This is a genomic window from Nostoc sp. 2RC (assembly GCF_014222165.1).
Classification (GTDB): Bacteria; Cyanobacteriota; Cyanobacteriia; order Cyanobacteriales; family Nostocaceae; genus Nostoc; species Nostoc linckia.
In genome coordinates, this window is record NZ_JACKZU010000122.1 from 1 (window position 1) to 21,001 (window position 21,001).

At 43.9% G+C, this 21,001-nt stretch carries 14 protein-coding genes and 1 pseudogene; 10 read left to right on the plus strand and 5 right to left on the minus strand.

What is annotated here, in order from left to right:
• Nucleotides 1–313: 313 nt before the first annotated feature.
• On the plus strand, nucleotides 314–700 hold the full coding sequence (locus GNE10_RS15520; RefSeq protein ID WP_185565949.1) for a hypothetical protein: 387 nt from the start codon (nucleotides 314–316) through the stop codon (nucleotides 698–700).
• Between the two features lie 312 nt (nucleotides 701–1,012).
• Here GNE10_RS15520 and GNE10_RS15525 read toward each other — a convergent pair whose 3' ends face one another.
• Nucleotides 1,013–1,438: a universal stress protein gene (locus tag GNE10_RS15525; RefSeq protein WP_185565950.1), complete on the minus strand. Its 426-nt coding sequence runs from the start codon at nucleotides 1,436–1,438 to the stop codon at nucleotides 1,013–1,015.
• 480 nt (nucleotides 1,439–1,918) lie between these two features.
• The gene (hisD, locus tag GNE10_RS15530) at nucleotides 1,919–3,220 is read right to left on the minus strand and encodes a histidinol dehydrogenase (RefSeq protein WP_185565951.1); all 1,302 of its coding nucleotides are present in this window, start codon (nucleotides 3,218–3,220) and stop codon (nucleotides 1,919–1,921) included.
• 805 nt (nucleotides 3,221–4,025) lie between these two features.
• On the opposite strand from hisD, the gene rpsT reads away from it, so the two are divergent.
• The 8 genes from rpsT to GNE10_RS15570 all read left to right on the plus strand — a co-directional run bounded on the left by rpsT (nucleotide 4,026) and on the right by GNE10_RS15570 (nucleotide 18,653).
• Nucleotides 4,026–4,322 (plus strand): 30S ribosomal protein S20, encoded by a 297-nt coding sequence (gene rpsT / locus GNE10_RS15535; protein WP_185565952.1) that lies wholly within the window; start codon nucleotides 4,026–4,028, stop codon nucleotides 4,320–4,322.
• 276 nt (nucleotides 4,323–4,598) lie between these two features.
• Nucleotides 4,599–5,384 (plus strand): TatD family hydrolase, encoded by a 786-nt coding sequence (locus tag GNE10_RS15540; RefSeq protein WP_185565953.1) that lies wholly within the window; start codon nucleotides 4,599–4,601, stop codon nucleotides 5,382–5,384.
• 758 nt (nucleotides 5,385–6,142) lie between these two features.
• On the plus strand, nucleotides 6,143–9,442 hold the full coding sequence (gene rpoB / locus GNE10_RS15545; RefSeq protein ID WP_185565954.1) for a DNA-directed RNA polymerase subunit beta: 3,300 nt from the start codon (nucleotides 6,143–6,145) through the stop codon (nucleotides 9,440–9,442).
• 162 nt (nucleotides 9,443–9,604) lie between these two features.
• Entirely contained in the window at nucleotides 9,605–11,482 is a 1,878-nt protein-coding gene (locus GNE10_RS15550; RefSeq protein ID WP_099067222.1) for a DNA-directed RNA polymerase subunit gamma, read from the plus strand.
• Between the two features lie 128 nt (nucleotides 11,483–11,610).
• Nucleotides 11,611–15,678 carry a DNA-directed RNA polymerase subunit beta'' gene (locus GNE10_RS15555; protein WP_185565955.1) on the plus strand — a complete coding sequence of 1,356 codons (4,068 nt, stop codon included), beginning with the start codon at nucleotides 11,611–11,613 and terminating at the stop codon, nucleotides 15,676–15,678.
• A 469-nt stretch (nucleotides 15,679–16,147) separates the two neighbouring features.
• On the plus strand, nucleotides 16,148–16,468 hold the full coding sequence (locus tag GNE10_RS15560; protein ID WP_185565956.1) for a hypothetical protein: 321 nt from the start codon (nucleotides 16,148–16,150) through the stop codon (nucleotides 16,466–16,468).
• A 122-nt stretch (nucleotides 16,469–16,590) separates the two neighbouring features.
• Complete coding sequence (locus GNE10_RS15565) at nucleotides 16,591–17,136, plus strand: GIY-YIG nuclease family protein (RefSeq protein ID WP_185565957.1); 546 nt, start codon at nucleotides 16,591–16,593, stop codon at nucleotides 17,134–17,136.
• A 47-nt stretch (nucleotides 17,137–17,183) separates the two neighbouring features.
• Nucleotides 17,184–18,653, plus strand: coding sequence for a protein kinase domain-containing protein (locus tag GNE10_RS15570; RefSeq protein WP_185565958.1), 1,470 nt, complete (start codon nucleotides 17,184–17,186; stop codon nucleotides 18,651–18,653).
• Between the two features lie 60 nt (nucleotides 18,654–18,713).
• On the opposite strand, the gene GNE10_RS15575 is transcribed toward GNE10_RS15570, so the two are convergent.
• Nucleotides 18,714–19,589: an MBL fold metallo-hydrolase gene (locus tag GNE10_RS15575; protein ID WP_185565959.1), complete on the minus strand. Its 876-nt coding sequence runs from the start codon at nucleotides 19,587–19,589 to the stop codon at nucleotides 18,714–18,716.
• Nucleotides 19,590–19,762: 173 nt separating this feature from the next.
• Between GNE10_RS15575 and GNE10_RS15580 the strand changes: the two are divergent.
• Nucleotides 19,763–20,317 (plus strand): annotated as a pseudogene (locus GNE10_RS15580) (protein kinase); the annotation flags it as partial.
• Between the two features lie 195 nt (nucleotides 20,318–20,512).
• Here the strand turns inward: GNE10_RS15580 and GNE10_RS15585 are convergent.
• Both GNE10_RS15585 and GNE10_RS15590 read right to left on the minus strand, forming a co-directional pair.
• Nucleotides 20,513–20,731, minus strand: a complete 219-nt coding sequence (locus GNE10_RS15585; protein ID WP_185565960.1) for a type II toxin-antitoxin system HicA family toxin — start codon at nucleotides 20,729–20,731, stop codon at nucleotides 20,513–20,515.
• Complete coding sequence (locus tag GNE10_RS15590; protein WP_185565961.1) at nucleotides 20,731–20,973, minus strand: type II toxin-antitoxin system HicB family antitoxin; 243 nt, start codon at nucleotides 20,971–20,973, stop codon at nucleotides 20,731–20,733. Before GNE10_RS15590 ends, GNE10_RS15585 begins: the two co-directional genes overlap by 1 nt.
• Nucleotides 20,974–21,001 lie beyond the last annotated feature (28 nt).

Here is a 21,001-nt window from a genome sequence, read left to right on the forward strand (position 1 = left end):
GATGGGGAGATGGGGAGATGGGGAGATGAGGAGATAGGGGAGATGGGGGAGTAGAAGGAGCAGGGGAGGCAGGGCAAATACGGTTCGGATAAGCAGTATGAACTTTCCTTGTGGTCTGGGAAAAGGTTAACGGGTAAAGGATGTATTTGAAACCTTTCCCCTTTGCCCTTTGCCCTTTCCCCTTTAACCGAACTGTATTTGGAAGCAGCGAAGATGAGTTTTTCCCCTCTGCCCCATGCCCAATGCCCCATACCCTATGACTAATGACTAAATTAGAAATAGCAATGTCTAACCTTTAGGTAATCCTGTAAAAATGCTGGGTAATTTTCAACAAAGCCAACTGCGAATAGAAATCGAAGCACCAACAGATGCAATTCATGACAGTCTAGTGCATCCACCGCAATTAACAAAATGGCTTGTAGGGCAACGCTTTGCCCCAGGAATGCCAGAAGAATTGCTTCCTGGATTTGAATTTACTACCTGGACTGGGCCAGTTGCCATTCATCATCATGTGGATGTTGTCAAATCCAATTGCCTCCGTTTGTTGCTGTCCGGAGGTATTGATGGTTTTCACGAATGGTACTGGGGAGATGGTTGGGTACAGTCCCGCTTGGAAGGAGTGTCAGTTTTGCCCCTGAATTTGGGTCAAACCCTGAGTTTATTGAGTTTGCGTCAGTTTTTAGCAACTCAAAGACGTTGAATTAGGAATTAGGGATTGGGTATTTATTTTTTTTAGACAGTCCCCAGTCCCCTATTTTATTTGTAAGTTATGATTAGCGATCGCCCTCAATCAGCAAATAGCACTTGCTGGGCTGTTGATATTAACTCTGGAAAAATTTAGACTCAATATGTTGACTATCAACAAACTCTACTGGTTAGTATAATTCTTCGATTAATGTCATTATTGTGCTGACTTACTTAAATTATTCCACTTCAATTTTTTGACTGTGAACAGTCAACAGTCAGCTATTAACAATAATAAAATATTTTTTTACTTAGAAGCCCCTTGATTCTAGTTATGCTTTACCACCAATACTGAACAATTAGCTTCTTCCACAACTTGGCTGCTAACAGAACCCTGAACTATTCGCTTCATCCCTATCAATCCACGACTGCCAATTACAATCAATTCAGTTTTGTAAATGTTGGCAAGGCGAATAATTTCTTCCGCAGGATCGCCTGTTACCAGTTCTAATTCACTTTTAACTGCTAATTTTTCCTGATAAGATTGCAGCTGTTTTTCAATATGAAAATAACAGAATGTCGGGGACTCTGACTGAGGGCGATCGGCAGGTAGCTCAATCTCTGAGTCTGGCGTGGGAAATACATGGCAAAGAATAACCCTGGCGTCTTGAGAAAAAGCCAAATCATCTAAAGTCTGGATTACTTGTTCTGCAATTTCCGAACCGTCCAGAGCTACCAAAACAGTATTTAGCACCCCTATCGTCCCCCTAAAGAGTAAACCGTTCTACAACACGTTGGCCAGAGTTAAACAGTGTTATAACTTTGTTTAACTTTCTCCTGATTGCTTCCTGCTTGATGTTAGCAGTATAGTCACTCGCCAGTTGCCAAGTTGAAAATCGGATAGAACTTATCCCATTTGAGGTTGTATGTTTGGAAGATTGAGAAACTTTGTGATTTTAATCCGTGATTTTCAGTCCTATTAAAATCTCTACTTTTCTCGACTACCATACAACAGGCAGGACTACTCTGAAAAGTTTTTGACAGCTTCTCAAACTTTGATTTTTGCGCTTGGTTTTTGCGTTATCCCAAGTTTAACAAGTTTTATCCAAGACAAAACATCGATTGTTGTCTAGTTTGATCTCAACAATTTAGTTTCAGCGATCGCCTTTTTGCAAGGTTGTGCGTTAGCGTAACTCACTGTAGGTATCGCTGTCCAAAGTTTTAGTTTGAAGCATCACTCTTCTTGCTGAATTCGGCGTCGCACTGAATCAGCATGAGAAGGTAAACCCTCTGCTGTTGCTAGGACATCAATGGCATTAGCCATATTTTCCAGCGCGGTTTGGGAGTATTGAATAATACTAGAGTGTTTGAGGAAAGTTTCAACTCCCAGAGCTGAAGCATATCGAGCAGCACCAGAAGTAGGTAATGTATGGTTGGGGCCTGCCAAATAATCCCCCACTGCTTCTGGTGTTGAGTAACCCAAAAAGATTGCTCCAGCATGGCGAATCTGTGGTAGTAGCGCCCAAGGGTCTTTGACTTCTAATTCTAGATGTTCTGGGGCAAATTCGTTAGACAGTTCTGCGGCAGCTGTTAAAGATTCCACAACGATAATCAAGCCGTAGTGAGCGATGGCTTTTTCTGTGTCTATGCGCCGTGGATGATCCACCAGCTGTCTTTCCAAAGCTACCTGCACATTCTTTGCTAAAGCTGCATCTGTGGTCAGCAAAATAGCCGCCGCCATCGGATCGTGTTCGGCTTGAGCTAATAAATCAGCAGCCACATGCACTGGATTTGCTGTTTCATCGGCAATCACTAGCACTTCGCTAGGCCCTGCCAAAGAATCAATACCAACAGTGCCGTAGACAAGTTTTTTCGCTAGGGTAACATAAATGTTACCAGGGCCAGTAATCACATTCACTTTCGGAATTGTTTCTGTGCCATAGGCTAAAGCAGCAATGGCTTGTGCCCCGCCTACACGATAAATTTCTTGTACCCCTGCTTCTTGAGCAGCTACCAAAACTGCCGGGTTAATTGCACCTCCAGGGCCTGGTGGCGTTACCATCACTATGCGAGGTACGGCAGCTACCTTTGCCGGAATTGCATTCATCAGTACTGTACTGGGATAGGAAGCACGGCCTCCAGGTACGTACAGCCCCGCTCGGTCTACAGGGGTGTAGCGTTTGCCTAGTACCACTTCATCATCGCCAAAATGCACCCAGCTTTTCGGGACTCGCTGACGATGAAATGCTTCAATTTGGCGGGAAGCTAGCCGAATTGCCCCCATCAACTCCTTTGACACCTGTTGGTAGGCTGCATCCAGTTCCGACCCTGTTACACGGAGTTCTTCTGGCTTAAGGGTTTGTTTGTCAAATTCGGCGGTGTAATGCAGTACAGCTTTATCGCCTTGGCGCTTGACTGCTTGCAAGACTTCCCGCACAGTTGCTTCTTTGTTGGGCACCTGTTCGTCATGGGTGCGATCGCAGATTCGTTGTAGTTCTGCTCTAACGTCTGCCTGCTGAGTAATGATTCGCAGCATGGAGTAAGGACAATGCCAAAATTATAATATTGCCACCTGAGATTTAGCGAAAGCTTTCCGCCCTACTGGGTGTGGAGGCTGACTTTAATTCTCTTCTCTAGCTTAACCTGGATTTTTTTGATACTCCTAAGGTTGCCAGCAGATGGTTGACTCGAAAAGGCTACTTGCTTGTTTAATCGGAATCTGCCTAAGTTGCAGATCCACAGGAAAGAGGAGTGCCATTTCCCACTATCCTTATGCCGTTACCCTAACTCCTAAAAGAGTTAAAGGTTGTGTGGTTGCCCATTAAATCCCCTGCATTTACAGAGGATAGGGTTTAACTATAACTAACTTTTAGTAGTTAACATGTGTACAGACATGAAATATGGGTTCTATAGTTAAAAGTCCCTGAAATTTAGCTGTATTACAGTTTTTTACCTTTTATTATCTGCTCTCATGACAGATGGTGTTGGTAATTGCACTGCTCCATCGGGTGGTGAGTTAGGGTTACTATTTTATTCATAGATTTGATTTTAACGTATTTACTTAATTAGCGGCACACTGAATTGGAGACTTGGTAAATGGAGCATGGGGCTAATGAATGGGGAAAGGGTAAGGGGTAAGGGGGAAAGGGGAAAGATGAAATTTATTGCTTTTCTCTTTTCCCCTTAACCTTTTCCCCTGCTCCTTTTACTCCTCCATCTCCCCACTCCCTACTACCCAATGGCATAATTTTTTTAGGAAATTCTAACATTGGCAATTTGGATGCTATATTAGTAAATCTAGTAGTGTGTGTACATATTAGTATTAGTTTCTGGAATTGACTGTGGCGAATACAAAGTCTGCTCTTAAGCGTGCCGAAATCGCAGAACGCAACCGACTGCGTAATAAAGCTTACAAATCAGCTGTAAAGACGCTGATGAAAAAATACTTGAATGCTGTAACTGTCTATGCTGCCAATCCTACCCCAGAATTAAAACAAGAAGTGCAGTCGAAGTTATCTGAGGCTTATAGCAAAATCGATAAAGCAGTAAAACGGGGTGTGCTTCACCCCAATAATGGGGCTAGGAAAAAGTCAAAATTGGCGACTAAGCTAAAACCCCTCACACAGACAGCTGAGTAGTCATTTGTCCTTGGTCATTGGTCATTAGTCATTAGCAAAGGACAAAGCGTCAAGTCGAGCCACTGCGTTACTGTCGCCTTGCGTCGGAAAGCAAGTGGCCTTGAGCCAAGGCTTCCTTGGATGGGAACTTTGTAAAAGAGGGCAACTGACAAATGGCAACCGACAAAGCGCCAAGTCGAGCCACTGCATTACTGTCGCCTTGCGTCGGAAAGCAAGTGGCCTTGAGCCAAGGCTTCTTTGGATGGGAACTTTGTAAGACAAGACAAAGGACAAACGATGCAATTGATAGACACCCACGTCCATCTCAACTTTGAGAATTTTCAGCCAGATTTAGCAGCAGTGCGATCGCGGTGGCAGCAAGCAGGTGTAGTACGTTTAGTTCATTCCTGCGTTCACCCGGAGGAGTTTTCCAGCATTCAGTCCTTAGCGCGTCAGTTTCCAGAAATCAGCTTTGCTGTGGGATTGCATCCTTTGGATGCGGATCGATGGAATAGCGACACAGCTGAGAAAATCAGATATTTGGCGAAATCGGACTCCAACGTGGTGGCAATTGGGGAAATGGGACTGGATTTTTACAAAGCTGATAACTATCAGCAACAGTACATGGTGTTTGAATCGCAATTAGCGATCGCATCTGAACTCGATTTACCAGTAATTATCCATTGCCGCGATGCTGCATCCGTTACCAAAGAAATATTGCAAAAATGGCGATCGCTAAAGGGAGAAACAGTACGTGGTGTTATGCATTGTTGGGGAGGAACGCCAGAACAAACCCAATGGTTTCTCGACTTGGGCTTTTACATCAGCTTTAGCGGAACAGTAACGTTCAAAAATGCTAAAGATATTCAATCCTCAGCGGCCATGGTAAGTAGCGATCGGTTATTGATCGAAACAGATTGCCCTTTTTTGGCTCCGGTTCCCAAACGTGGCGAAAAACGTAACGAGCCTGCTTACGTTCGTTATGTTGCAGAGCAAGTGGCAAAACTGCGTCAGGAATCTGTGGAAGCCATCGCCCAAGCTACTACCCAAAATGCCTGCAAATTATTCGGTTTGTCATTATAAAGTGTTCTTTGGTCTATTTTATCCAGTTGCTTACAAACAAATAAAACTCTAGGAGGACAAAAATATGCTAAGATCATTCCCTCCAAAACATTTTGCTTGCGCCATAATGATAAAGGAAGGAACGTAAAACTTCTAAGTTTAATTTACCGTGCTGTTATTAGGCTTGGCCATCCTCCACAAATCTCTACAAGGGGATGCTCTCGACACATGAATGACCGTGACAACTAAGGTTGAGCCATAATTATGCACAATATCGGCTTAGTGTGTATTTAATCTATACAAAATCCTTAAATGAAATTGTCTTGTGATTACAATCCAGCAAAATAAAGTGATTCTGATTCAAAGCCGAGAAAATGCGGATAGTTTCCTCAAACTCAAGATATCTAGGATATCACTGAGAGTATAAATAGCGGTGTGGATTTGAGACACACCCTGTAGAGCTGCGTCAGCAAATTAACGCGCTTTTTGGAGGGGAAGTGAGGAAAGTAGATCGAATTCAGGAATATTTTAATTGGGGATTGGGGACTAGGCAAAAGTTTTCCTACACCTATTTGTCTGTTCTCCACTCACCATTAGAAGCGATTACCCCTTTGGTAAAATCCTTGATTCCAGCTTTGGTCGCTGTGTTGGCTCCCACTTGTAAATAGATAGGTGTATAAAGAAAAGTTCCCAAACAGCTAGGACACTGGCTAGTAGTGGGAAGGATTAAACAGCAAGTGTCCAAGGGAAAATTTAACCAGGTTGACAAAGGTAGAGGCATGACTAAAGAAACATATATGGAACCCGCCTTTCTATTGCCCGACTTGATTGAAATCCAGCGCTCAAGCTTCCGCTGGTTTTTGGAAGAAGGTCTGATAGAAGAACTCAACTCCTTTAGTCCGATCACAGATTACACGGGCAAACTGGAACTACATTTTTTGGGTCAAAACTACAAACTCAAAGAGCCAAAGTACAGCGTTGAAGAAGCTAAACGGCGCGATAGTACTTATGCAGTTCAAATGTATGTTCCCACACGCTTGATAAATAAGGAAACCGGGGAAATCAAAGAGCAAGAGGTATTCATTGGAGACTTGCCTTTAATGACCGATCGCGGCACCTTTATTATCAACGGAGCCGAGCGGGTGATTGTCAACCAGATAGTGCGATCGCCAGGAGTTTACTACAAATCAGAAATCGATAAAAACGGGCGACGTACTTATTCTGCTAGCTTAATTCCCAACCGGGGAGCATGGCTGAAATTTGAAACAGACCGTAACGATCTCGTGTGGGTACGCATCGACAAAACCCGCAAACTCTCAGCCCAAGTACTCTTAAAAGCTTTAGGCTTATCAGATAACGAAATCTTTGACGCCTTACGCCATCCGGAATATTTCCAGAAAACCATCGAAAAAGAAGGGCAATTTTCGGAAGAAGAAGCCTTGATGGAGTTATATCGCAAGCTGCGTCCCGGTGAACCACCCACAGTGTTAGGCGGACAACAGCTTTTAGACTCCCGTTTCTTTGACCCAAAACGTTATGACTTGGGACGAGTTGGTCGTTATAAGCTCAACAAAAAATTGCGCCTTTCTGTCCCCGACACCATGCGCGTGCTAACCTCCAGCGATATTTTAGCAGCCGTGGATTACCTAATAAATCTAGAGTATGACATCGGCAACATCGATGACATCGACCACTTAGGTAACCGTCGCGTCAGAAGCGTAGGCGAATTGCTGCAAAACCAAGTACGGGTAGGCTTAAATCGCCTAGAGAGAATCATTCGGGAACGGATGACCGTATCTGATGCTGAAGTGTTAACTCCTGCTTCCTTGGTAAACCCCAAACCACTGGTAGCAGCAATTAAAGAATTCTTTGGTTCTAGCCAATTAAGTCAGTTCATGGATCAAACCAATCCCTTAGCAGAACTGACTCACAAACGCCGCTTGAGCGCCCTCGGCCCTGGTGGTCTAACTCGCGAACGTGCTGGGTTTGCCGTGCGAGATATCCATCCTAGCCACTACGGACGTATTTGCCCCATTGAAACACCAGAAGGCCCCAACGCTGGCTTGATTGGCTCCTTGGCCACCCACGCACGGGTGAACCAATACGGTTTCTTGGAAACGCCATTTAGACCAGTGGAAAATGCACGGGTCAGATTTGACTTGGCACCAGTCTACATGACAGCCGATGAAGAAGACGATTTGCGGGTTGCTCCTGGAGATATTCCCGTAGACGAAAATGGGCACATTATTGGGCCGCAAGTACCAGTACGCTATCGCCAGGAATTCTCCACCACAACACCAGAGCAAGTAGACTACGTAGCGGTGTCTCCCGTACAAATTGTGTCTGTAGCTACCAGTATGATTCCCTTCTTGGAGCATGATGACGCCAACCGAGCGCTGATGGGGTCAAACATGCAACGGCAAGCAGTACCCCTGTTGAAGCCAGAGCGGCCGTTAGTGGGCACAGGTTTGGAAGCCCAAGGTGCAAGAGACTCCGGGATGGTAATTGTATCGCGTACCGATGGCGATGTCACCTATGTAGATGCGACAGAAATTCGGGTGCGTCCCAAACCCAACACCACAGAAATTAGATATCCACTTTCTAAATACCAACGCTCAAACCAAGACACTTGTTTGAACCAAAAGCCCTTGGTTCGCATTGGCGAAAAAGTGGTAGCAGGTCAAGTACTGGCTGACGGCTCCTCCACCGAAGGCGGAGAATTGGCGCTGGGACAAAATATCGTCGTTGCTTACATGCCTTGGGAAGGCTACAACTACGAAGACGCAATTTTAATTTCTGAGCGACTGGTACAGGATGATATTTACACTTCAATTCACATTGAAAAATATGAAATTGAAGCTAGACAGACAAAACTGGGGCCAGAAGAAATCACCAGAGAAATTCCCAACGTCGGGGAAGACGCCTTACGTCAGTTAGACGAACAAGGGATCATCCGCATTGGGGCATGGGTAGAAGCTGGGGATATTTTGGTGGGCAAAGTCACACCAAAAGGTGAATCCGACCAACCACCAGAAGAAAAACTGTTGCGGGCAATTTTCGGTGAAAAAGCGCGGGATGTACGAGACAATTCCCTGCGAGTACCCAATGGTGAAAAAGGGCGCGTAGTTGACGTGCGCTTGTTTACCCGCGAACAAGGCGATGAATTGCCACCAGGAGCCAACATGGTAGTCCGGGTGTATGTCGCCCAAAAACGCAAAATCCAAGTCGGCGACAAAATGGCAGGACGCCACGGTAATAAAGGGATTATTTCTCGAATTTTGCCAGCGGAAGATATGCCTTATTTACCCGATGGTTCGCCAGTGGACATCGTACTTAACCCCCTGGGTGTACCCAGCCGGATGAACGTCGGACAAGTATTTGAGTGCCTGTTGGGTTGGGCTGGTCATACCTTGGGAGTGCGATTTAAGATTACTCCCTTTGATGAAATGTATGGTGAAGAATCATCCCGGAGAATCGTGCATGGCAAATTGCAAGAAGCACGGGATGAAACAAGCAAAGACTGGGTATATAACCCAGATGACCCAGGTAAAATCATGCTGTTTGATGGGCGTACAGGCGAAGCCTTTGACAGACCAATCACCGTTGGTGTGGCTTACATGCTGAAACTGGTGCATTTGGTAGATGATAAGATCCACGCCCGTTCCACAGGCCCGTACTCACTGGTGACCCAGCAACCATTGGGTGGTAAAGCCCAACAGGGTGGTCAGCGGTTTGGGGAAATGGAAGTGTGGGCATTGGAAGCCTTCGGTGCGGCTTACACCTTACAGGAATTGCTGACAGTGAAATCTGACGATATGCAAGGACGGAATGAAGCTTTAAATGCGATCGTTAAAGGTAAGGCAATTCCTCGACCGGGAACACCAGAATCCTTTAAGGTGCTAATGCGCGAATTACAATCCTTGGGCTTAGACATTGCCGTACACAAGGTAGAAACCCAAGCAGACGGTAGTTCTTTAGATGTGGAAGTCGATTTAATGGCAGACCAATCAGCTCGCCGTACACCTCCCAGACCCACCTACGAATCTCTTTCCCGCGAATCGCTGGAAGATGATGAATAGAAAGTGAGGAGTGAGGAGTTAAAAGTTAGGAGTGAGGAGTGAGGAGTAAAAACTAATGAAAAGTTTTACTAATAACTCATAACTCCTAACTCATAACTCCTAACTCCTAGCTACTAACTTAAAACTAAATATACTCATAACTCAAAACTCAGCACTTAAAGTATGAGACCAGCCCAAACTAATCAGTTTGATTACGTAAAAATCGGCTTAGCATCACCAGAACGCATTCGCCAGTGGGGCGAGAGAACTTTGCCCAATGGTCAGGTTGTTGGTGAAGTCACCAAGCCAGAAACGATTAATTACCGGACTCTCAAGCCAGAAATGGATGGCTTATTCTGCGAGCGCATCTTTGGCCCTGCAAAAGATTGGGAATGTCATTGCGGCAAGTATAAAAGAGTCCGTCACAGAGGTATTGTTTGCGAGCGCTGTGGTGTAGAAGTTACCGAATCACGGGTGCGTCGTCACCGGATGGGCTACATCAAACTCGCTGCACCAGTAGCTCACGTCTGGTATCTCAAAGGCATTCCTAGTTATATTTCCATCCTGCTGGATATGCCCTTGCGGGATGTGGAGCAAATTGTCTATTTCAACTCTTATGTTGTCTTAAGCCCAGGCAATGCCGAAACTTTAAGTTACAAACAGCTACTAAGTGAAGACCAGTGGCTGGAAATTGAAGACCAAATTTATAGTGAAGATTCTCAGCTACAGGGCGTGGAAGTGGGCATTGGTGCCGAAGCACTGCTGCGCTTGCTTGCGGATATCAATTTAGAGCAAGAAGCTGAAAGCCTGCGGGAAGAAATTGGTAATGCTAAGGGACAAAAGCGAGCTAAGTTAATTAAACGATTGCGGGTAATTGACAACTTCATTGCTACTGGTTCTAAACCAGAGTGGATGGTGATGGCAGTTATTCCCGTAATTCCCCCGGACTTGCGCCCAATGGTGCAGCTAGATGGCGGACGGTTTGCCACTAGCGATTTGAATGACTTGTATCGGCGGGTAATTAACCGCAATAATCGTTTGGCACGCTTGCAAGAAATTTTAGCGCCAGAGATTATTGTGCGGAACGAAAAGCGGATGCTGCAAGAAGCGGTGGATGCTTTAATTGACAATGGTCGCCGCGGACGGACTGTGGTGGGGGCAAATAACCGACCCTTGAAATCCTTGTCCGACATTATTGAAGGTAAGCAAGGACGTTTCAGACAAAACTTGTTAGGTAAACGAGTAGACTACTCTGGACGTTCGGTAATTGTGGTGGGGCCAAAACTGAAAATTCACCAGTGCGGTTTGCCCAGAGAAATGGCAATTGAGCTATTTCAACCATTTGTGATTAACCGCCTTATTCGCAGTGGCATGGTGAATAACATTAAGGCTGCGAAAAAGCTGATATCACGTAACGATCCTAGTGTTTGGGATGTACTGGAAGAAGTAATTGAAGGACACCCAGTGCTACTTAACCGGGCACCGACGTTGCACCGCTTGGGTATTCAGTCTTTTGAACCGATTTTGGTGGAAGGGAGAGCAATTCAACTGCATCCTTTGGTGTGTCCGGCATTTAACGCCGACTTTGATGGCGACCAAATGGCGGTACACGTACCCCTGTCTTTAGAAAGTCAGGCTGAGGCCCGGTTGTTGATGTTGGCTTCTAACAATATTTTGTCACCAGCCACAGGTAAACCTATTATCACGCCTAGCCAAGACATGGTATTGGGAGCATATTACTTAACAGCAGAAAATCCTGGTGCTACCAAAGGCGCAGGCAAGTACTTTGCTTCCTTAGATGACGTAATTATGGCCTTCCAGCAAGAGGAAATCGACTTGCACGCCTATATCTACGTGCGGTTTGACGGGGAAATGGAATCAGACCAACCCGATACAGAACCTCTTGAAGTACAAGAACACGAAGATGGCAGTCGGACATTAAAGTATAAGTTCCGCCGAGTCAGAGAAGACTCTAAGGGAAATCTCGTTTCACAGTATATACGTACAACACCTGGTCGGGTTATTTACAATAAAGCGATTCAGGAAGCGCTAGCAAGTTAGTGATGAGTGATGAGTTAGGAGTTATGAGTTAGGAGTTATGAGTTAAGAGTTATTATTCCTAACTCCTCACTTTTAACTCCTCACTTTTAACTGCTAACTCCTAACTATTAATTCAGGACTAATGACTAATGACTGAAAAAATGATTTTTCGCAATCGGGTGGTAGATAAAGGTCAACTGAGAAATTTGATTTCTTGGGCTTTTACACATTATGGTACGGCGCGAACCGCAGTCATGGCAGACAAATTGAAAGATTTGGGTTTTCGCTACGCCACTAGAGCAGGGGTTTCCATTAGTGTAGATGACCTGATGGTACCACCAACCAAGCGATCGCTCCTGGAAGCAGCCGAAGAAGAAATTCGCGCCACCGAAGCTCGTTACCAACGGGGTGAAATCACTGAAGTAGAACGCTTCCAAAAGGTAATTGATACTTGGAACGGTACCAGTGAAGCCTTAAAAGATGAAGTAGTTGTCCACTTCAAAAAGACCAACCCCCTCAACTCCGTCTACATGATGGCATTCTCCGGGGCGCGGGGTAACATCTCCCAAGTGCGGCAATTAGTGGGAATGCGGGGACTGATGGCAGACCCCCAAGGGGAAATTATTGACTTGCCCATCAAAACTAACTTCCGCGAAGGGCTGACGGTGACGGAATACATTATTTCGTCTTACGGTGCGAGAAAAGGATTGGTAGATACCGCCTTACGGACGGCTGACTCTGGTTATCTCACCCGACGTTTGGTGGACGTATCCCAGGATGTGATTATTCGGGAATTTGACTGCGGCACCACTAGAGGTATTCCCATTCGGCCAATGACAGAAGGTGCCAAAACTTTAATTCCTCTGGCAAATCGCTTAATGGGACGGGTAATTGGCGAAGACGTAGTGCATCCAGTCACAAAAGAAGTGATTGCACCACGCAACACCCCAATTTCTGACGACTTGGCCAAGGAAATAGGCAGGTCTGGGGTGGGAGAAGTTGTAGTGCGGAGTCCCTTAACTTGTGAAGCTGCACGTTCTGTGTGTCAACATTGTTATGGCTGGAGTTTAGCCCACGCCAAGATGGTGGACTTGGGCGAAGCTGTGGGGATTATTGCCGCCCAAAGTATCGGCGAACCAGGCACCCAGCTAACCATGCGGACATTCCACACAGGTGGTGTGTTTACCGGGGAAGTGGCACAACAAGTCCGTTCTAAAATTGATGGGACTGTGAAAATTCCCCGCAAATTGCGGACAAGACAATATCGTACCCGCCACGGTGAAGATGCCTTGTATGTTGAGGCCAACGGCGTCATCATTTTGGAACCGAAAAAAGAAGGCGATGCTACCCCAGCCAACCAAGAGGTGCAGCTCACTCAAGGTTCTACATTATATGTATTTGATGGCAATCAAGTAAAACAAGGCCAGTTGTTGGCAGAAGTCGCCCTTGGTGGACGTACAACTCGGACTAATACAGAAAAAGCCGTTAAAGATGTAGCTTCTGACTTGGCAGGGGAAGTGCAATTTGCTGAGGTCGTTCCAGAACAAAAAACTGACCGCCAAGGCAACACCACAACCACAGCCGCACGGGGTGGTTTGATTTGGATTTTGTCGGGTGAAGTTTACAACTTGCCGCCTGGTGCCGAATTGGTGGTAAAAAATGGTGATGCGATCGCTTCTAATGGAGTATTAGCAGAAACCAAATTAACTACTCTCCACGGCGGTGTGGTGCGTTTGCCCGAAGCTACCCCAGGTAAGAGTACCAGGGAAATTGAGATTATCACTGCTTCTGTGGTCTTAGACCAAGCAACGGTAACAGTCCAAAGTTCCCAAGGGCGCAATAACTACCTAGTTTCCACTGGCAACAACCAAGTATTTAACCTCCGCGCCACACCAGGCACAAAAGTGCAAAATGGTCAAGTGGTAGCTGAGTTAATTGACGACCGCTATCGGACAACCACTGGTGGATTTTTGAAATTCGCAGGGGTGGAAGTCCAGAAAAAAGGCAAAGCCAAACTCGGTTACGAAGTTGTCCAAGGCGGTACGCTGTTGTGGATTCCGGAAGAAACCCACGAAGTTAACAAAGATATCTCCTTGTTGTTAGTAGAAGACGGTCAGTTTGTGGAAGCTGGCACCGAAGTTGTGAAGGATATCTTCTGCCAAAACAGTGGTGTCATTGAAGTTACCCAGAAAAACGACATCCTGCGGGAAGTAGTCGTCAAGCCAGGGGAACTACTGATGGTGGACGATCCTGAAGCAGTTATGGGAAGAGATAACACCTTTGTCCAACCAGGCGAGGAGTTCCAAGGCACTGTCGCCACGGAATTACGGTATATCCAGTATGTGGAGACACCAGAAGGCCCAGCGCTGTTAAGTCGTCCAGTTGTGGAGTTCGCCGTACCCAACAATCCCGATGTACCATCAACCACATCCGTAAGTCAACAAACTGGGCGTTCTATTCAGTTACGCGCAGTACAGCGGCTACCTTATAAGGATTCCGAAAGAGTGAAATCCGTAGAAGGTGTGGAACTGCTGCGAACCCAGCTAGTGCTGGAAATCGAGCAAGAAGGCGAACAACAAGACCATAACGCCTCCCCCCTAGCAGCAGATATTGAATTGGTACAGGATACCGAAGATCCAGAAATTCAACGCTTGCAACTAGTGATTTTGGAATCCTTGGTAATTCGTCGAGATATTACTGCTGACGCCACCCAAGGTAGCACCCAGACAACACTGGAAGTTCAAGATGGACTAACCATCGCCCCTGGTTCTGTAGTCGCACGCACTCAAATCTTGTCTAAAGAAGGCGGCATAGTGCGCGGCGTGCAAAAAGGAACGGAAAATGTCCGTCGCTGTTTGGTGTTGCGGGAAACTGATTTGATTACCGTAAATACCAGCACTCAGCCGAAAGTGAAGACGGGTGACTTACTTGTAGCAGGTACAGAAGTTGCCACTGGAATTTTTACTGAAGAATCGGGGCAAGTAACGAATGTTAAAAAGTTAGGAGTTAAGAGCGAAGAGTTAGGAGTGAATTCTGAAAGTGCTAACTCCTCACTCCAAACTCAGAACTACGCTATCACTATCCGCCTTGGTCGTCCCTACCGAGTCAGCCCTGGTGCCGTCTTGCAAATAGAAGATGGTGATTTGGTGCAACGGGGTGATAACTTGGTGCTGTTGGTATTTGAACGTGCCAAAACCGGAGACATTATTCAAGGTTTGCCCCGGATTGAAGAATTGCTCGAAGCTCGTAAACCTAAAGAGGCGTGTATCTTAGCACGAAGAGCAGGAGAAGTCAAGGTTGTTTACGGTGATGGTGATGAAGCGATCGCCATTAAGGTTGTAGAATCTAATGGTGTGGTCACAGATTATGCTCTGGGGCCCGGACAAAACTTAATTATCCCAGATGGCTCCCATATCTCAGCCGGACAACCGTTGACTGATGGGCCATCTAACCCCCATGAAATTTTGGAAATCTTCTTTAGCTTGGGTTCCGAAGACGGGGTTTATGCTTGTGCTAGCCATGCTTTGCAGAAAGTCCAAACATTCTTGGTGAACGAAGTGCAAATGGTGTATCAGTCTCAAGGGATTGATATTTCCGACAAGCACATTGAAGTAATTGTGCGTCAGATGACCAACAAAGTCAGGATTGATGATGGTGGTGACACTACAATGCTTCCCGGCGAATTGGTGGAACTGCGCCAAGTTGAGCAGGTGAACGAAGCAATGGCAATCACAGGCGGTGCTAGGGCACAGTATACCCCAGTACTATTAGGGATTACCAAAGCATCCTTGAACACCGATAGCTTTATTTCTGCTGCATCCTTCCAAGAGACGACACGGGTACTTACCGAAGCAGCTATTGAAGGTAAATCTGACTGGCTGCGGGGATTAAAGGAAAACGTGATTATCGGGCGATTGATTCCGGCTGGTACTGGCTACAATACCTATGAAGAAACCAGTGCCATCGATGATTATGCTACTGATATTAGCAGTAGTGTTTTAGATGAAGTTGATGACCCCCTTGATATGGTCTTAGATGACCGCACAGCTCGTACCTATAATTTAGACGCTCCGACTTTGGGAGAGCCTAGTTATGGTAGCCGACGTGCAGAAAGGTCAATTTTAGATGACGACGATGACTTAATCGCCGATGAAGTTGCTGACGAAGAAGATTACGAAGACGACGACGAAGACGAAGACGATTTCGACGACGAATAAAACCAAATCTAAATGATAAAAAGGCAAAGGAAGATTTTCTTTTGCCTTTTTTATTTATTGTTTGGAAGAATTTTAAAGTTTCAGAAAGTTATACCGATTCAAAAAATGTTTGCGATAGATACCCCATTCGCCTGACGCTACTCTCCCCTTGCTAAGGCTATGCATTACCCGGATATTTCTCAAAATTTGCGAGAGTATTCATATCATGTCCGCTTGATTACTTATTAAATCCGAAGTATGGACTACCTCTCAAAATCTACTGTACTTTATGATTCTTAATCATATCAGCTTATTTTTGTGGCTGACAGAAGTACCATAATCCAATAGGCTAATCTTAAAGTGACGATTTTCACAAAGCTCAACCACTGAAAAAGGTAGGCTTTGTTTCTCAGTATTTTGGTATGAGCATGTACAAAATGTTGCCAAATTTATGTCATCACTGAGTTGTTAATTAATATCTATAGAGAAAATGCCTCTAAAAATAGTTGAAAACTTTGATGGGAGTTTCACTCTCGAACCACAAGCTAAAGAAAGTTTATTCAAATTATTAACTAGTGAAGCTTTTTTAAAGCAAATATGCCAGCAATTACAGTGTGAAAAAATTGAATTTACGGAGTTACTTTTCCAGCCTGTTCCTTATAGCTTAACTACTACTAAGGGAATGCCGGCAGAGTTTGAAAAGTATCATGAATCTGATGAATATATCATCATTAATGTACCACCAAATTTCATGTTTAGTGCTAAGATTTTTAAACCCAGTCGTCTTTGTGCTATTTACCGTAAATTTTGAAGAATAATTTCACGCACAGACGCAGAGAACGCAGAGAGGAGATATAAGAGAGATTTTAGTTAAGTGATTTAGGATTCCTCTAGAAATTTTGAAATAGAAAGGTAATAGCAAGTTTTTGATTTATGACTACTGAAACAAATACCCCTGCTTTGGCAAGTTTGGAATACATTCCTTATATTGGCGATCGCGGCCAACTCCCCGAACAATTTCAAGGTAAAATCGGCGTGTATGCTATCTTTGACGGAGAAAAAACTTTACAATTTGTCGGATATTCCCGTGATGTTTATCTCAGTCTAAAGCAGCATTTGGTACGTCAACCACAGCAATGTTATTGGGTAAAAGTTCAAACTATAGAACGTCCCAGTCGTGCAGTTTTAGAAAATATTGAAAATGCTTGGATTATTGAAAATGGTAATGTACCAACAGGAAATGGAGATTATAAGGAAAAATGGACTAACCCCATTGATGTCAAAAAGGTAATGACATCTGAAGAACAGGCAAATTACCAAAATCCAGCTAATGATGAATTGGCAAAAATAAAAGTTATTAAAAATGTGGCGCGGCGAGTAGAAGCGGAAATTTTAAAAGAATTAGAAGCGCGTAGTTTGCAAGTAGAAATTCGCTTTAATCCTAAATTAAAAGAACAAGGGTTACTGGATTTGAAATGAAGGTAGTTTTGGGAAAACTATCTTATGAATATTGCTGGTAATCTTTTATGACAATACAGCTGCTCAACGATCGCTATCAAGTTATCCAGACATTGGGTGCTGGTGGGTTTGGCCAAACCTACCTCGCAGAAGACACTTATATGCCTTCAAAGCGCCGTTGTGTGGTCAAACAACTAAGACCAATTCACAACAACCCGCAAATTTATCAAATAGTGCAAGAGAGATTTCAACGCGAAGCAGCGATTTTAGAAGAACTCGGTGGTGCAAATGACCAGATTCCAGCGTTGTATGCTTACTTCTCTTCAGGCGGAGAATTTTATTTAGTTCAGGAGTGGGTTGAAGGTGATACTTTAACTGCAAAATTCCAAAAGCAAGGGCAATTTAGTGAAGCTGCTGCTTTGGAATTATTCATGAATATTTTACCTGTTTTGGATTACGTCCACTCGAAAAATATCGTTCACCGCGACATCAAACCCGATAACATCATCGTGCGTTATCGTGACGGAAAACCAGTGTTAATTGATTTTGGTGCTGTGCGGGAATCAATGGGAACAGTGGTGAATTCCCAAGGAAATCCTACCAGTTCCATTGTCATTGGTACACCAGGGTATATGCCTAGCGAACAAGCCGCAGGTAGACCAGTTTATTCGAGTGATTTATATAGTTTGGGAATGACGGTAATTTATTTACTGACTGGTAGAGTAGCGCAACAATTAGAAACAGATTCTCAAACTGGTGAAATTATTTGGCGACAGTACGCCAGTCATATTAGCCCCATGATGGTAGGAATAATTGACAGAGCGATCGCTTATCATCCACGCGATCGCTATCCTACAGCCAGAGCAATGCTAGATGCTTTACTGAGCATAGCAAATCCAATTCCGCCCACGCAACCCGTCTCAACTCAAGCAACTTTAGTATCTGCACCACCACCTCAAACAGTGCATGAAAAGCCACAGCCAATTCCTCAAAGTTCTCAAAATAATAGTCAGAATAATATCCTCATCGGTAGTTTAATTGCAGCTGGATTAATTGGTGCATCTGTAATTATTGGTCAAATGCTGACAAAACCTTCTCAACAAATAACAGACAAAACGATATCACCTTCACCAACACCATCAACTATCCCTAGTCCGGCGATAGAAACTCCAAAATTTACACCAACTCCATCTATTCCCACTCAACCTACACCTTCTCCAACTGAGTTAACAACGCCAAATGAGAACACCACTGTTAATACTTATTTTTGGCTTTCTCAAAAACCTGTCATCGATGCAGATTTAGATGGTAAAAGCGGTTTTGAATTAGATATTATGCGAAATTCGATATTTGCTAGCCACGGTCGCCGTTTTGATACCCCTGAATTACAAGCTTATTTTAATAACCAACCTTGGTATCGTCCCATATATTCACCAAAAGAATTTTCATCTAAATTGTTGTCAAAATTAGAGCAACAAAATGTAGAGTATATCAGCAAATATCAAGACCGTTATGGTTTGAGATATTTTAAGAAATAAGTTGCAGCAGAATTGGTAAATTCAGGAGTCAGAATTTACCAATTAAAATAATCTGCACCTCTACTTCAAAGATTCCATGAATTCAATACACTTTTGCATCTGTTGGCGCATGGTTTCTCTATCAGCATGAAACCTCCGTCCATGACCTGGTAGCACCCATTCAAAAGAGTAATTAGCCAAGTTACGCATTGATTTAGTTTGTTCTGGCCAAGAATACCAGCAGACATCGTGGAATGCAACTAATTGGTGCAACCTTTCTGACCAAGCGAGATGGTCGCCAGTAAAGAGAAACTTGTTTTTATACAATAAAACTGTGTGTCCTTTGGTATGACCTGGAACTACGATAATTAATAAATCCTCAGTCAAGGGAAACGGTTCAAAACCAGTTAACTGTATTTCCACATTGCGAGTTCCCGCAGAAATTTCATCAGCGTGGAGGATGCGCTGACACTGAAAATGCTCGGCAAATTTTTGATGATCTGCAACATCATCCCTGTGAGTTAAATACATATAATGAATTCCACCCATCTCTTCTATACGCTTGACTAAAGGCGGCGTAAATCGAGGAGAATCCACCAAAATATTCCCTTCTGGAAGTTGAATTAAATAGCTAGCAGCACCGTAAGATTTTTCAGAATGATAGCCACAATGATAAATATTTTCTTCTACTAAAATCGGAAACTTTTCTTGAGCAACTTTGATATCTTTTGGTTTTTCAATTGTGCCAATAGAACTAGTAGGACAAGCCAAAAGTGCTTCTAGCGCTGCTAATCTTTGGGCTTCATTTGTTGGTTGATGATAAACTGCTGACTGTTCATCAATACGAGAAAAAACTTCTGGAGTCATCCACCGACAGGTATCACAATCAATACAAGTAGTATCTACATAAAAATCGCCATTGACATTTTGGCTGCGACGCTGATTTAAATGAGCCATATTAAAACCTCGTGCTGGGAAGTGATAAACCCTATATCACTACGCTAGCAAAAGTAACTTCAGACTGTAGACACCACTAGAAGTAAATCCAGTCACAACAGTGCATCATGAAATCGAGTAGGCAGGAAATGGGAAAACTTAACATAACACCATCTGCTGATAAATTTCTAAATATGCTTTACTGTTCCAATGGCACATGCTCAAATCCGTTTAACCCTGATAACAATAAGTTTTGCATTAAGTGTGGGCAAACGCTTACACTTTTATTCAGAAATCGCTTTCGGGTAATACGACTTTTGGGAGAGGGTGGATTTAGCAGAACTTATGAAGCCAGAGACGCAGATAGAATAGATGAACCTTGCGTAATTAAGCAATTTGTCCCCCAAGTTCAAGGAACTAATGCGCTTGAGAAAGCTACTGAGTTATTTAAGCAAGAAGCAAAACGACTATATGACTTAGGCGAACATCCACAAATTCCCCGCCTCATTGCTTATTTTGAACAAGATAAGCGGCTTTATTTGGTACAAGAATTGATTGAAGGACAAAATTTATTACAAGAATTGCAGCAACAGGGAGCCTTTAACGAAGAAAAGATAAAACAGCTTTTAGCTGATATATTACCTGTGCTGAAGTTCATCCATGAACACGGTGTAATTCACCGAGATATCAAACCAGAAAATATCATGCGTCGCCGTCAAGACGGCAAATTAATATTAATTGATTTTGGCTTTAACTGAATCAATTTTTACTCAGGCTGACGATATAGACACACTATGGAAAATGGTTCGTGATGCCGTTCGCTGCCATTTTCCAAATGAACAAAACCTTCGCCTAAAAATCTTACTTAAATAATAAAATATTACAAATTTTGAGTTTTTGATTTTAAGCTTTAGAAATGTCTAATGAGCGTTCCGGCATACAATTTATAACGCTTCCCATTCATCTCTGCTTATATTAGCTTGGCGTAATATTCTACTTAGTAAACTTGCGCTGATGTCTCCCTGATGTGGATTGGGAATTGTTAGCTTTAATTCACCTTTTACCATGTATTGATGCTTACCACCTGGGTAAGGCCCATCAAAACCTGCATCTTTGAGATAACGAATCAGATCCCGTCGATTAATCGATCCAAAAGGTGGCATTAGGCGACCTCTTTGGTAATATTCAGGTCAACACCATCAAGTATCGGTAGAGTATGACCCAAACGCAATCCTACTAAAATCCATCCTTCTAGACTATCTTGCAAATCTTCTCGGCAAGCTTCTAGTGTTGTAGCGTTTGCCCAAACTCCTTGACATTCTGGAATTTCGCCATAGAAAGTTCCATCTTCAAGCAACTCGTAAGTTGCTTTGTGCATTGCTGTACGAATGTAATTTGTCAACATTTATATTTTTTACAACTTCATTGAGCTT

Excerpts from the sequence above, each read along its gene's own strand:
- GNE10_RS15520 (WP_185565949.1), top strand. The coding sequence starts at position 314 with ATGCTGGGTAATTTTCAACAAAGCCAACTGCGAATAGAAATCGAAGCA.
- hisD (WP_185565951.1), bottom strand. The coding sequence starts at position 3,220 with ATGCTGCGAATCATTACTCAGCAGGCAGACGTTAGAGCAGAACTACAA.
- GNE10_RS15540 (WP_185565953.1), top strand. The coding sequence starts at position 4,599 with ATGCAATTGATAGACACCCACGTCCATCTCAACTTTGAGAATTTTCAG.
- rpoB (WP_185565954.1), top strand. The coding sequence starts at position 6,143 with ATGACTAAAGAAACATATATGGAACCCGCCTTTCTATTGCCCGACTTG.
- GNE10_RS15550 (WP_099067222.1), top strand. The coding sequence starts at position 9,605 with ATGAGACCAGCCCAAACTAATCAGTTTGATTACGTAAAAATCGGCTTA.
- GNE10_RS15555 (WP_185565955.1), top strand. The coding sequence starts at position 11,611 with ATGACTGAAAAAATGATTTTTCGCAATCGGGTGGTAGATAAAGGTCAA.
- GNE10_RS15560 (WP_185565956.1), top strand. The coding sequence starts at position 16,148 with ATGCCTCTAAAAATAGTTGAAAACTTTGATGGGAGTTTCACTCTCGAA.
- GNE10_RS15565 (WP_185565957.1), top strand. The coding sequence starts at position 16,591 with ATGACTACTGAAACAAATACCCCTGCTTTGGCAAGTTTGGAATACATT.
- GNE10_RS15570 (WP_185565958.1), top strand. The coding sequence starts at position 17,184 with ATGACAATACAGCTGCTCAACGATCGCTATCAAGTTATCCAGACATTG.
- GNE10_RS15575 (WP_185565959.1), bottom strand. The coding sequence starts at position 19,589 with ATGGCTCATTTAAATCAGCGTCGCAGCCAAAATGTCAATGGCGATTTT.
- GNE10_RS15585 (WP_185565960.1), bottom strand. The coding sequence starts at position 20,731 with ATGCCACCTTTTGGATCGATTAATCGACGGGATCTGATTCGTTATCTC.
- GNE10_RS15590 (WP_185565961.1), bottom strand. The coding sequence starts at position 20,973 with ATGTTGACAAATTACATTCGTACAGCAATGCACAAAGCAACTTACGAG.